Here is a 12,190-nt window from a genome sequence, read left to right as displayed (position 1 = left end):
GGCCCCGGCTTTCGCCGGGATGACAAGCGAGGTTTGAGACGGCGCACGACCGGCAAGCCTGCTTGATCCCCTGCCCATAGACGCCCATCATCGGGTCAAAAGGCAGGATCTTTCCATGCGCGACTTCGACATCATCGTGTACGGCGCCACCGGCTTCACCGGCCGGCTCGTTGCCGAATATCTGGTCGCCGAAGGGGTAGCACGATGGGCGATGGCGGGCCGCAACCTGACCAAGCTGCAGGAAGTGCGCGACGCGATCGGCGCGCCCGCCGACCTGCCGCTGCTCGTCGCCGACTCCGACGATCCCGCCGCGCTCCGCTCGCTCGCCGAACGGACGCAGGTGGTGCTGACCACCGTCGGCCCCTACCAGCTTTACGGCAGCGACCTCGTCGCCGCCTGCGCCGCCACCGGCACCGGCTATGTCGACCTGTGCGGCGAGCCCGCATGGATGCGCCACATGATCGACGCCCATCACGCTGAGGCGCAGCGCACCGGCGCGCGCATCGTCTTCTCCTGCGGCTTCGATTCGATCCCCTTCGATCTCGGTGTACTGACGCTGCAGGACTGCGCCCGCGCCAAATACGGCCGACCCGCGCCGCGCGTGAAGGGCCGCGTGCGGACGATGAAGGGCAGCTTCTCCGGCGGCACCGCGGCGAGCTTCCGCGCGACGCTCGCCGCCGCGGCGCGCGATCCGTCGATCGTCGGCCTGCTCACCAATCCCTTCTCGCTGACCCCCGGCTTCAGCGGCCCGCACCAGCCGGTCGGCCTGCTCCCGGAGTTCGACCCGACGCTCAACACCTGGGTCGCGCCGTTCATCATGGCGGCGATCAACACCAAGAATGTCCACCGCACCAACTTCCTGCGCGGCCATCCCTATGGCACCGACTTCGTCTATGACGAGATGATGGTCGCCGGACTCGGCGAGATGGGCAAGGCCGCGGCGGAGGCGATCGCCAAGCTCAATCCGCTCGGCAACGACAAGGGCCCCAAGCCCGGCGAAGGGCCCAGCAAGGAGGAGCGCGACAGCGGCCATTACGACCTGCTGTTCGTCGGCCTGATGCCCGACGGCGCCCGCTTCGACGCGGTGGTCACCGGCGATCGCGATCCGGGCTATGGCTCGACCAGCAAGATGATCGCAGAAACCGCGCGCTGCCTGGTCGAGACCGAGGGCGACGGCGGCATCTGGACGCCGGGCGCGCTGCTCGGCACGACGCTGCGCGACCGGTTGCAGGACAAGGCGGGGCTGCGCTTCACCGCCGGCTGACGCGCTCAGCCGTGATAGAAGAACAGCATTACGCCAGCGATCAGCAGCGCCACCAGCAGCATCACCGGCAACCGCCGCCGGCGCCGCGCCTCGCGTGCCGCCTCATAGGCTTGCATGTCGAACCAGAACCGCCCGCCGCCCAGCGTGCGGATCGACCCGTCCGCGACCATTGCCGCGAGCGCCCGCGCCTCGCGCGGATCGGCCGGCACGAACGGGATCGCCTCCGCCATGCTCAGCGCCCCTGCCTCGACGAAGCGCGGCGCGATCGACCCGTGGACGAGGTAGCGCGTCCGCACCGCCGGCGCCGGCGGCGGCACGATACGCAGCGAGCTCACCGTCGCCGGCCTTGATGACGGATGTTGCCCGGCCGGCCGCGCTTGCCGAGCACCCGGTCCTTGCGCACCGGCCCGCCGCCGCCACGACCGGGCCCACGCCGCACCGGCAACGCGCCCTTGCCACCCGGCAGTTCGAAGCGCAGCGCGCCGGACACCGGGTTCGCCTCCGCCAGCTTCAGCTCCAGCCGTTGGCCGAGCGCATAGACGTCGCCGCTATCCTCGCCGACCAATTGCCGCGCCGCCTCGTCGAAGCGGAAATATTCGCCGCCGAGGTCGCGCACCGGGACGAGGCCGTCGCCGCCGATCCCCTCGACCGTCGCGAAGAAGCCGAAATTGGCGACCCCGGTGATCCGCGTCTCCATCACCTGCCCGACCCGCTCGGCGAGGAAGGCGGCGACATAGCGGTCGAGCGTCTCGCGCTCCGCCTCCATCGCCCGGCGCTCCAGCCCGCTGATCGTTTCGCCGATCCGCTCCATGCCCGCCGCATCCTCCGGCGTCAGCGCCCCCGGCCCCAGGCCATAGGCACCGACCAGCGATCGATGCACCAGCAGGTCCGCGTAGCGCCGGATCGGCGAGGTGAAATGCGCGTAGGAACCGAGCGCCAGCCCGAAATGCCCCTGATTGGCCGGCGCATAATAGGCCTGGGTCTGCGTGCGCAGCACCTGCTCCATCACCTGCGGGCGGAAATCCGCCTCGCCGACCCGGTCGAGGATATGGTTGAACGTCGCCGGGCGGATCACCTGGCCCAGCGCGAACGGTACGCCGAACGTCTCCAGATAGTCCTTGAGCGCGACCAGTTTCTCCCGTGCCGGCGGCTCATGGACGCGGTACATCACCGGCGCCTTCTTTGCCTCCAGCGCCTTGGCGGCGGCGACATTGGCGGCGATCATGTAATCCTCGATCAGCCGGTGCGCATCGAGCCGCTCGCGCGGCGCGACCGAGAGCAGCCGCCCCTTCTCGTCGAGCACGACACGCCGCTCCGGCAGGTCGAGCTCGAGCGGCTCGCGCTTGTCCCGCGCCGCCGCCAGCGCGCGCCAGCAGTCCCAGAGCGGGCGCAGCGCATCGATCATCGCGCCTTCGCCCGCATCGATCGTCGCCTGCGCATCCTCATAGGCGATGTTCGCCGCGATCCGCACCACCGCACGGCTGAACCGCCAGCTCTTCAGCGCGCCGGCGCGGCCGACCTGCAGGTGGCAGACCAGGGCCGCGCGATCGACGCCCTGCTTCAGCGAACAGACGTCGGCGGACAGCACCTCCGGCAGCATCGGCACGACGCGGTCGGGGAAATAGACCGAATTGCCCCGTCGCCGCGCATCGCGGTCGAGCGCCGAACCGGGCCGGACGTAGAAACTGACGTCGGCGATCGCGACCACCGCCTGCCAGCCGCCCTCGTTCGCCGGATCGTCGTCGGGCGTCGCCCAGACCGCATCGTCATGGTCGCGCGCATCCGCCGGATCGATCGCGACGATGGGCAGATGGCGCAGGTCCTCGCGGTCGTCGCCGAGCGGCAGCGTCGCGACCCGCGCCGCCTCGTCCAGCGTCTCCGCCATGAAGGTATCGGGAATGTCGTGCTTGTGGATCGCAATCAGCGAAAAGCTCTTCGGCGCGAACGGATCGCCCAGCCGCTGCACCACCTTGGCGGTGATCCGCGGCGGCCGTCCCGCCTTTTCCGCCAGCACCAGATCGCCCGCCTCGGCCCCGCCCGCGTCTGACACCGCGACCTCGCGCCGTTCCTTCTTGTCGACCGCCGTCAGCCAGAAGCGGCCGGCTTCCTCGCGCAGCACGCCCAGCATCTGCTCCGACGCGCGCGCCAGCGTCTTCATCGGATGCGCGATCCAGCCGTTACCGGCCTCCTCGGTGCGCGCGAGAATACGTTCGCCGACGCCGAGCGAGCCACGCTTGCGCTCGCGCACCCGCAGCCGCGGCGGCGGGCCGTCCGCTTCCCAGCGTTCCGGCACCGCCCAGACGTTGCCGCCATCGTCGACGTCGGCGATGCGCAGCACCGTCACCTTCGGCACCCCGCCCATCTTGTGGAAGGCGCGACCAGGGGCGGAATCGATCAGCCCCTCGTCGCCCATGTCCTTGAGCAGCGCCTTCAGCGCGATCTTATCCTGCGCGCTGAGACCGAAGGCGCGCGCGATCTCGCGCTTGCCTGCGGGAACGTCCGACTGTTCGATGAAGTCGAGGATCTGCTGCCGCGTCGGCAGGCCGGGTCTGGGTTTCTTCGCCACGGAACGGAGATAGGGTGGCGGGCACGGTTCGTCATGGGTTTGTTCGCGCGAAGACGCGAAGCCGCGAATAAGGTTTGCTCGCGGAGGTGACGACACCCCCGTCATGCCGGACTTGTTCCGGCATCTACCGTTCCGCAAGCGTGGACCGGATCGGTGTGTGGCGCGGTGGATGCCGGAACAAGTCCGGCATGACGGTAAAAGCGCATGATCCGACCAGGTGCATGCCCCTCCGCGCCTCCGCGCGAACCAGAAACTTCGCGTCTTCGCGTCTCCGTGCGAATCCCGTAAAGCCCCGCCGATGTCCGTCACCGTCGCCGCCCTCTACCACTTCACCCGTTTCGAAGACCCCGCCACCCTCCGCGCGCCGCTGCTCGCTGTGTGCGAGGCGCACGGCGTGCGCGGCACCCTGCTCCTCGCCCGCGAGGGCATCAACGGCACCATCGCCGGCCCGCAGAGCGGCGTCGACACCGTCCTCGCCCACATCCGCGCCCTGCCCGGCTGCGCCGATCTCGACGTCAAATTCTCCGCCGCCGCGACCCTGCCCTTCCACCGCACCAAGGTCCGGCTGAAGAACGAGATCGTCACCATGGGCCAGCCGGACATCGACCCGACCGACACCGGCACCTATGTCGCTCCGGCGGAATGGAACGCGCTGATCGCCGATCCGGCGACGCTGCTGATCGACACGCGCAACGATTACGAGGTCGCGGTGGGGACGTTCGCCGGGGCGGTCGATCCGCATACCGCGTCCTTCCGCGATTTCCCCGAATGGTTCCGCACCCATCGCGACGAGTTGCTCGCCGGCAAGGCGCGCGTCGCGATGTTCTGCACCGGCGGCATCCGCTGCGAAAAGGCGACCGCTTTCCTGAAAGCCGAAGGGGTGGAGGACGTCTTCCACCTGAAGGGCGGCATCCTCAAATATCTGGAGGAGACTTCGGCGCAGGACAGCCGCTGGCAGGGCGAATGTTTCGTCTTCGACGAGCGTGTCGCGGTTGGCCACGGCCTAGCGCCGGGCAGCCACAGCCTGTGCCGCGGCTGCCGCATGCCGGTCAGCCCGGCGGATCGCGCCTCGCCGCTCTACGAGGAGGGCGTCAGTTGTCCCCATTGCCACGCTAGCCGGGACACCGAGGCGAAGGCACGCGCGGCGGAACGCCACCGCCAGGTCACGCTCGCCGCCGAACGGGGCGAGGCGCACGTCGGGGCCAGGTACCAGGACTGACGATCCTCACCCTTCCGCGACTTCGCCGCTCCATCCCTCTCCCAATGGGAGAGGGAAGAGGTCGCACAGCGACCGATAGGGTGAGGGTGGGGCGGAACGGCCGTCAGTAAGCCCGCGCCAGCAGCACCCGCTCGACCGCCGGTGCGCCGGTGAACACGCACGCCCCCTCGATCGCGCCCTGCCCGTGCGGCGCGTTGCGGATCGTCAGCTTCAGTGCCTTCAGCCGCTCGACCACCGCGTCCAGCGCGGCACCCGTCGGTTTCGACCAGCGCACGTCGACCCAGCCCGGATTCTTCACGGTCTCGGCGAAATGCGCCTCGACCGCCGCCCAGTCGTCGACCGGCGTGATCGCCGCCTTCAACCGCGCCGTCGCCTCCTCGTGCAGCCCGCGCTGGATCGCGACGAGCAGATCGGCGACCGCGCCGACAAAGCCGCCGCGCGCCTGCACCTGGCTGTCGAGCTTGCCGTCCTCGCGATACAGCCGGTCGCGGCGGATCACCGAGACGTTGCCGCCGGCCATGTCGCGGCCGCCGATCTCGATCACCACCGGCGCGCCCTTCTTGACCCAGCCCCAGCGCTTGGTCGCCGCCTTGGTCGCCTTGACGTCGACCAGCACGCGCAACGGCTCGCCGAACGCGCTCAGCTTGGCCAGTTCCGCCTGGATGTCGCGCGCATAATCGAGCAGCGCCGCATCCTCCGGCTGGTCGCGCAGCATCGGCACGATCACCACCTGCCACGGCGCCAGCCGCGGCGGCACGCGCAGCCCGTCGTCGTCGCCGTGGGTCATGATCAGTCCGCCGATCATCCGCGTCGACATGCCCCAGCTGATCGTCTGCGCCGGTTCCAGCCCGCCTTCCGCATTCTGGAACCGGATGTTCTGCGCCTCGGCGAAATGCGTGCCGAGGAAATGGCTGGTGCCGGCCTGCAGCGCCTTGCCATCCTGCATCATCGCCTCGATTGACCAGGTCTCGACGGCGCCGGGGAAGCGCTCATTCTCCGGCTTCTCGCCCGCGATCACCGGCATCGCCGCGCAGTCCTCGGCGAAGCTACGGTAGAGTTCCAGCGCCTTCATCGTCTCGGCACGCGCCTGGTCGGCGCTGGCATAGGCCGCATGCCCTTCCTGCCACAGGAATTCGGCGGTGCGCAGGAACATGCGCGTGCGCATCTCCCAGCGCACGACATTGGCCCATTGGTTGATCTGCACCGGCAGGTCGCGCCACGATTGCACCCAGCGCGCGAAGGCGGCGCCGATCACCGTCTCCGACGTCGGCCGGACGATCAGCGGCTCCTCCAGCTTCGCCTCCGGATCGGGCATCAGCCCGCCCTTGCCGTCCGGCACCAGCCGATGGTGCGTGACGACCGCCATCTCCTTGGCGAAGCCCTCGACATGCTCCGCCTCCTTTTCGAAATAGGACAGCGGGATGAACAGCGGGAAATAGGTGTTGTCATAGCCGAGGCCGCGGATGCGGTCGTCGAGCAGTCGCTGCATCCGCTCCCAGATGCCATAGCCCCAGGGCCGCATCACCATGCAGCCGCGCACCCCCGATTCCTCGGCCATATCGGCCTCGGCGATGACGGACTGATACCAGGCGGCGAAGTCGGCGGCGCGGGTGACGGACAGGGCGTGCTTCATGCCGCCCGCCTAGCCAAAGCCGCCCGACCCGTCACCCCCCTGCGGTGCGATCGCTGCTGCCATCCGACAGCGGGTGCGCGACGCGATAGTCGGCCGGCACGGGACGCGGCCGGGAGTTTAAATGGCCGATGCCGAACAGGGCGATTACGATCGCGACCGCGACGGTCCAGCCGAAGCGGTCGATCAGCGGGATCGGTGAGCCGCCGAGTTCGGCCTCGACCTCCGCCGGGTCGAGCTCCTGGCCGCGGCCGCAGATTTCACAGTCCTGACGGTAGGTCTTGCTGACCGGCCAGCGGCACAGCCACAGGATGTGCCACAGACGATAGGCCAGCCAGCGGACGAAGGTGCGATCCTTCTCGCATGTCGAGCAGTAGAACACGCCGACCGATCCGAGCGCGATCACCACCGTCTTCGCGCCCCAGGTGATGAAGAACATCCTGTGCCCCGTTCGCTGTGCCCCTCTCCCATCATAGAATGGAATGGGCGCTCACGGTCGGGGTCGCGAGCGCGACCCAAGTGTGCTATGCCGATAACACAGAACAGGAGGGTCAGCATGGACGACGTCACGAGTCACTTGAACCAGCGCATCGCGCGGCTGGAACGGCGCAACCGCTTCGTCGTGGCGGTCGCCGCGATCAGCACGATCGCCGCGATCGGCACCGCCGTCGCCGGGCGGGCGACAGCCGCTCAGGCCGATGCCGGGATCCACGACGTATTGCGTGTCCGCGCGCTCGATGTCGTCGACACGCATGGCATCACCAGGGTCAAGATCGCCGCGCCGCTGCCGCATGCGATCGTCGCCGGACGTCAGCTCCGCAGCCGCGGCGGCCGTCCGGAGGACACGATGTCGGGCATGCTGCTGTTCGATGCCGAGGGGCAGGAGCGCAGCGGCTATGCCACCGTCGATCACGGCTATTCCAACGTGCTGCTGACGCTCGACGACAAGACGCGACAGCATGCGATGTTCATCGCCGAGCCGACCGGCGCGACCACCCTGCGCCTGTTCAACGGCGATACCCGCGACCGGCTCGACCTCGGCATGGACGAGGACGGTCCCTCGCTGACGATGGTCCGACACGGCGAGCAGATCTACCGACTGCCGGCGCGGCCCTGATCCGGCCGGCCCGCGGAGCGGTCAGGCGCCGTTGATCTTCTAACCCGTGTTGTCGCTCTCGCCCTCGTCGGCGGCATGATCGGTCGCGGTCTTCTTCGCGCCGGTCCGCGTGCCGCCGCCACGCCCGGTTCCCAAGCTGCCGCGCGCATGGTCGCCACCTTTCGCGGTCACCGCACCCGGATTCCCGCCCGCACCTTTCTGAGCCATCGCCGTCACTCCGCTGGAAGGACGGCATCAACCGGCCCGAGCGCTGGGCGTTCCCAGCAATTACAGTGACTTAGATCAATCTTAGGGCAGCGATGCTCGCTCGCCGGGCCCCCGGCCGCCGGCCGGTGCCCCCGCGTCTATGCGCGAACTTCGTCAACTTTGCCCACCGCCCCGGCCCGACGGCAGGCGCCGTCACCGACCGATGTGCGGTCAGGGGCGCACAGCCTCGGCGAGCAGGCGCTTGCCGCGCAGGTACATCTCGATCCGGGTCGCGGTGAACAGGCCGAGCGCCAGCGCCATCAGCATGTCGGTCACCGCCATCGGGTCGAAGCCCATCGCCGCGCCCTCGACGCCGGCGACCTGCCGCGCGCCGGTGCGCACCGCAACCAGCGCCAGCAGGAACAGCATCGCCGCCGGCGATCCCGTCTGGTTGAGGCTATGCGTTTCCGGGTCGACGGTCAGCCGCATCATCTTGCCGCGCTGCCAGCCCAATGCCGCGCCGAGGCCGAGCGCGATCAGACAGAACAGCCAGGCGAGGCCATGCGGCGGCTTGGCGGAGAAGGTCGCAACCAGCGCCACGGCATAGAGCGCCGGCACGATCCACAGCCGCTCCAGCTTCAGCGGCTGCACCCGCTGCATGCGCCGCCAGCGCAGCGCCATCACCACCGCGATGATCACGGCGGTGACGGCGTAGCTGATCCATCCTTGCGTATCGTGTGTCTGCATGAGTCCCCACCCCTGTTACCGGGGTGGAGGCTAGCGTCACTCCGCGGCTTGCGCCAGCGGCCGTTCCTTCCATACCAGCACCGGCTTGCGCGCCGCCAGCGTCTCGTCCAACCGGGCCCGCGGTGCGAAATGCGGCGCGGTCTTCAGGCTCTGGTCGCCCGCCTTGGCCCGTTCCGCCACCGATCGCAGCGCACCGACGAACTGGTCGATCCCCGCCTTCGACTCGGTCTCCGTCGGCTCGACCAGCATCGCGCCGTGGACGACCAGCGGGAAATACATGGTCATCGGGTGGAAGCCTTCGTCGATCAGCGCCTTGGCGATGTCGATCGTCGAGAAGCCCTCGGCCAGGCCGGCATCGCTGAAGATCGCCTCGTGCATACACGGGCCGCTGCCTGCAAACGGCGCGTCGAGCGTGTCCTCGAGGCTGCGCAGGATGTAATTGGCGTTGAGCACCGCATCCTCGGCGACCTGGCGCAGGCCGTCGGCACCGTGGCTGAGGATATAGGTCAGCGCGCGGGTGAACATGCCCATCTGGCCGTGGAAGGCGGTCATCCGCCCGAACGTATCGGGATGATCGTCGCCTGCCGTCTCCTCCTCGACCAGCTGGATATGGCCGTCGGCATGGCGCGCGGTGAAGGGCAGCGGCCCGAACGGTGCCAGTGCCTTGGACAGCACCACCGGCCCCGACCCCGGCCCGCCGCCGCCGTGCGGGGTGGAGAAGGTCTTGTGCAGGTTGATGTGCATCGCGTCGACGCCGAGGTCGCCCGGCCGCACCCGTCCGACGATCGCGTTGAAGTTGGCGCCGTCGCAATAGACGTAGCCGCCCGCGGCATGCACCGCATCGCTGATCTTCTTGAGGTCGCGCTCGAACAGGCCGCAGGTGTTCGGGTTGGTGATCATCACCGCCGCCACGTCGGGACCCAGCCGCGCCTCCAGCGCCGCCAGGTCGACCCGGCCGTCGGCCGTCGCCGGAATGTCCTCGACCGTGAAGCCGGCGAAGGCGGCGGTGGCCGGGTTAGTGCCATGCGCGCTCTCCGGCACCAGCACCACCTTGCGATGCCCCTCGCCCCGCTTCTCCAGCGCCGCCTTGATGCACAGTATGCCGCACAATTCGCCATGCGCGCCCGCCTTGGGGCTCATCGCGACGCCTTCCATGCCGGTCAGTTCGATCAGCCAGAAGGCGAGCTCGTTGATCACGCCCAGCGCACCCTGCACCGTGTCGACCGGCTGCAGCGGGTGGACGTCGGCAAATCCGGGCAGCCGCGCCATCTTCTCATTAAGCCGCGGGTTGTGCTTCATCGTGCACGAGCCGAGCGGAAACAGGCCGAGGTCGATCGCGTAATTCTGGCGGCTGAGGCGGGTGTAGTGACGAATCGTCTCCGGCTCCGACAGGCCGGGCAGGCCGATCGGCGCCTTGCGCGTCAGATCGCCGAGCCGCGATCCGGCCACGTCGCCGGCCGGGAAGTCGACGCCGGTCGTCTTGTCGTCGCCGATCTCGAAGATCAGCGCCTCTTCCAGCATCAGCGCGCGATTGCCGGTGAAGGTCGCCGGCGCCCCGCCATCCTTCGCCTCGGGTGCGGTCGGCTTCCAGCCGCTCTGGTTGATCGTCATGCCAGCACCTCCTCAAGCGCCGTGGCCAGCGCCTCGATATCCTCGTCGGTCACCGTCTCCGTCACCGCGACCACCAGTCCGTTGGCCAGGCTGGCCTCCCCCGGATAGAGCCGGCCGAGCGAGACGCCGGCCAGCACGCCGCGGTCGGCGAGCGTCCGCACGATCGGCCGCGCCTCCTTGCCGAGGTCGAGCGTGAACTCGTTGAAGAAGGTGTCGTTGACCACCCGCACGCCGGGCACCTGCGCCAGCCGCTCCGCGGCGCGGCACGCCTGGGCATGGTTGATCCCCGCCAGCCGGCGCAGCCCCGCCTCGCCGAGCAGCGTCATGTGGATGGAGAAGGCCAGCGCGCACAGGCCCGAGTTGGTGCAGATGTTGCTGGTCGCCTTCTCGCGGCGAATATGCTGCTCGCGCGTCGACAGCGTCAGCACGAAGCCCCGCTTGCCGTCGGCATCGACCGTCTCGCCACACAGACGGCCGGGCATCTGGCGGACATATTTGTCCTTGCAGCCGAACAGGCCGACATAGGGGCCGCCGAACTGCAGGCCGACGCCCAGTGACTGGCCCTCGCCGACGACGATGTCCGCGTCCATCTCGCCCGGCGCCTTGACCGCCCCCATCGCCACCGGCTCGGTGACGACCGCGATCAGCAGCGCCTTCTTTGCATGACAGGCGTCGGCGAGCGGCTGCAGGTCGACGATGCGTCCGAGGATGTCGGGATATTGCACCACGACGCAGCTGGTGTCGTCGTCGATCGCCGCGACCAGAGCATCGACGTCAGCATCCGCGCTCAGGGTCGGCAAGGCGGTTTCCAGCGCATCGCCAGTGTATTTCGCCATGGTCTTGGCGACGCTGACGTAATGCGGATGCAGCCCGCCCGACAGGATCGCCTTGGCCCGCTTGGTGATGCGCCGCGCCATGCCGATCGCCTCCCAGCAGGCGGTCGAGCCGTCGTACATGCTGGCGTTGGCAACGTCGGTGCCGAGCAGACGCGCGACCTGCGTCTGAAACTCGAACAACATCTGCAGCGTGCCCTGCGCGATCTCCGGCTGGTAGGGCGTGTAGGCGGTGAGGAACTCGCCACGCTGGATCAGATGGTCGACCGAGGCTGGCACATGGTGCCGATAGGCGCCGCAGCCGAGGAAGAAGGGCACTTCGCCAGCGACCATGTTCTTGCGGGCAAGTGCGCTCATGTGCCGCTCGACCGACAATTCGCTGGCATGCAGCGGCAGGCCGGCGATCGGCCCGTCCAGTCGCGCCGCCTCGGGCACGTCGACGAACAGTTCGTCGATGTGATGGACACCGATCGTCGCGAGCATCGCCTCGCGGTCAGGGGACGTCAGGGGCAGGTAGCGCATTCGTTACTCCTCAACCCCTCCCCTTCAGGGGAGGAGCAAGGGGTGGGGTTTCGCCCCGAACGCCATCGCCCGTGGAGGCGCCCCACCCCAATCCCTCCCCTGATGGGGAGGGGCTTGATCAATCACAGCTTCGCGACGAACGCCTCGTAGGCGGTCTCGTCCATCAGATCCTCGAGCTCCGACGAATCGGTCAGCGTGATCTTGAAGAACCAGCCGTCGCCTTCCGGATCGGAATTGACCAGCGACGGATCGTCGCCGAGCGCGGCATTGCCCTCGATGACATGACCCGACACCGGCGAATAGACGTCCGACGCGGCCTTGACCGACTCGACCACCGCGGCCTCGTCGCCCTTGCTCAGTTGCTTGCCCTCTTCAGGCACGTCGACGAACACGATGTCGCCGAGCTGGCCCTGGGCGTAATCCGAAATGCCGACCGTCCCGGTCTCGCCGTCGACGTCGATCCACTCATGGTCTTCGGTGAAGTAACGGCTCATC

At 68.8% G+C, this 12,190-nt stretch carries 12 protein-coding genes; 3 read left to right on the top strand and 9 right to left on the bottom strand.

Annotation, left to right across the window (positions count from 1 at the left end; genetic code table 11):
• The first annotated feature begins 115 nt into the window (after positions 1–115).
• The gene (locus D9601_RS01475; protein WP_198352166.1) at positions 116–1,264 is read left to right on the top strand and encodes a saccharopine dehydrogenase family protein; all 1,149 of its coding nucleotides are present in this window, start codon (positions 116–118) and stop codon (positions 1,262–1,264) included.
• A gap of 5 nt (positions 1,265–1,269) precedes the next feature.
• On the opposite strand, the gene D9601_RS01470 is transcribed toward D9601_RS01475, so the two are convergent.
• Both D9601_RS01470 and D9601_RS01465 read right to left on the bottom strand, forming a co-directional pair.
• Positions 1,270–1,599 (bottom strand): hypothetical protein, encoded by a 330-nt coding sequence (locus D9601_RS01470; protein ID WP_198352165.1) that lies wholly within the window; start codon positions 1,597–1,599, stop codon positions 1,270–1,272.
• Entirely contained in the window at positions 1,596–3,830 is a 2,235-nt protein-coding gene (locus D9601_RS01465; protein WP_332837873.1) for a ribonuclease R family protein, read from the bottom strand. The genes D9601_RS01470 and D9601_RS01465 overlap by 4 nt, the downstream gene beginning before the upstream one ends.
• Before the next feature lie 298 nt (positions 3,831–4,128).
• On the opposite strand from D9601_RS01465, the gene trhO reads away from it, so the two are divergent.
• A complete protein-coding gene (gene trhO / locus D9601_RS01460) occupies positions 4,129–5,049 on the top strand; it encodes an oxygen-dependent tRNA uridine(34) hydroxylase TrhO (RefSeq protein ID WP_198352163.1) in 921 nt (306 codons plus the stop codon).
• Between the two features lie 103 nt (positions 5,050–5,152).
• On the opposite strand, the gene D9601_RS01455 is transcribed toward trhO, so the two are convergent.
• On the bottom strand, positions 5,153–6,682 hold the full coding sequence (locus D9601_RS01455; protein ID WP_198352162.1) for an aminoacyl--tRNA ligase-related protein: 1,530 nt from the start codon (positions 6,680–6,682) through the stop codon (positions 5,153–5,155).
• Positions 6,683–6,713: 31 nt separating this feature from the next.
• Entirely contained in the window at positions 6,714–7,118 is a 405-nt protein-coding gene (locus D9601_RS01450; protein WP_198352161.1) for a hypothetical protein, read from the bottom strand.
• Positions 7,119–7,235: 117 nt separating this feature from the next.
• Here D9601_RS01450 and D9601_RS01445 point away from each other — a divergent pair, with 117 nt between their 5' ends.
• On the top strand, positions 7,236–7,796 hold the full coding sequence (locus D9601_RS01445; protein WP_198352160.1) for a hypothetical protein: 561 nt from the start codon (positions 7,236–7,238) through the stop codon (positions 7,794–7,796).
• Positions 7,797–7,835: 39 nt separating this feature from the next.
• Here D9601_RS01445 and D9601_RS01440 read toward each other — a convergent pair whose 3' ends face one another.
• The 5 genes from D9601_RS01440 to gcvH all read right to left on the bottom strand — a co-directional run bounded on the left by D9601_RS01440 (position 7,836) and on the right by gcvH (position 12,189).
• Complete coding sequence (locus D9601_RS01440; protein WP_198352159.1) at positions 7,836–8,003, bottom strand: hypothetical protein; 168 nt, start codon at positions 8,001–8,003, stop codon at positions 7,836–7,838.
• Between the two features lie 210 nt (positions 8,004–8,213).
• Complete coding sequence (locus tag D9601_RS01435) at positions 8,214–8,729, bottom strand: CcdC protein domain-containing protein (protein ID WP_198352158.1); 516 nt, start codon at positions 8,727–8,729, stop codon at positions 8,214–8,216.
• A 36-nt stretch (positions 8,730–8,765) separates the two neighbouring features.
• On the bottom strand, positions 8,766–10,340 hold the full coding sequence (gene gcvPB, locus D9601_RS01430; RefSeq protein WP_198352157.1) for an aminomethyl-transferring glycine dehydrogenase subunit GcvPB: 1,575 nt from the start codon (positions 10,338–10,340) through the stop codon (positions 8,766–8,768).
• Positions 10,337–11,695, bottom strand: a complete 1,359-nt coding sequence (gene gcvPA / locus D9601_RS01425; protein ID WP_198352156.1) for an aminomethyl-transferring glycine dehydrogenase subunit GcvPA — start codon at positions 11,693–11,695, stop codon at positions 10,337–10,339. The genes gcvPB and gcvPA overlap by 4 nt, the downstream gene beginning before the upstream one ends.
• 122 nt (positions 11,696–11,817) lie before the next feature.
• Positions 11,818–12,189 carry a glycine cleavage system protein GcvH gene (gene gcvH / locus D9601_RS01420; protein ID WP_198352155.1) on the bottom strand — a complete coding sequence of 124 codons (372 nt, stop codon included), beginning with the start codon at positions 12,187–12,189 and terminating at the stop codon, positions 11,818–11,820.
• Between the last annotated feature and the right edge of the window lies 1 nt (position 12,190).

Origin of the sequence: Sphingomonas sp. MA1305, assembly GCF_016107325.1 — a bacterium.
Classification (GTDB): domain Bacteria; phylum Pseudomonadota; class Alphaproteobacteria; order Sphingomonadales; family Sphingomonadaceae; genus Sphingomonas.
This window is presented reverse-complemented; position numbering and strand designations above follow the sequence as displayed.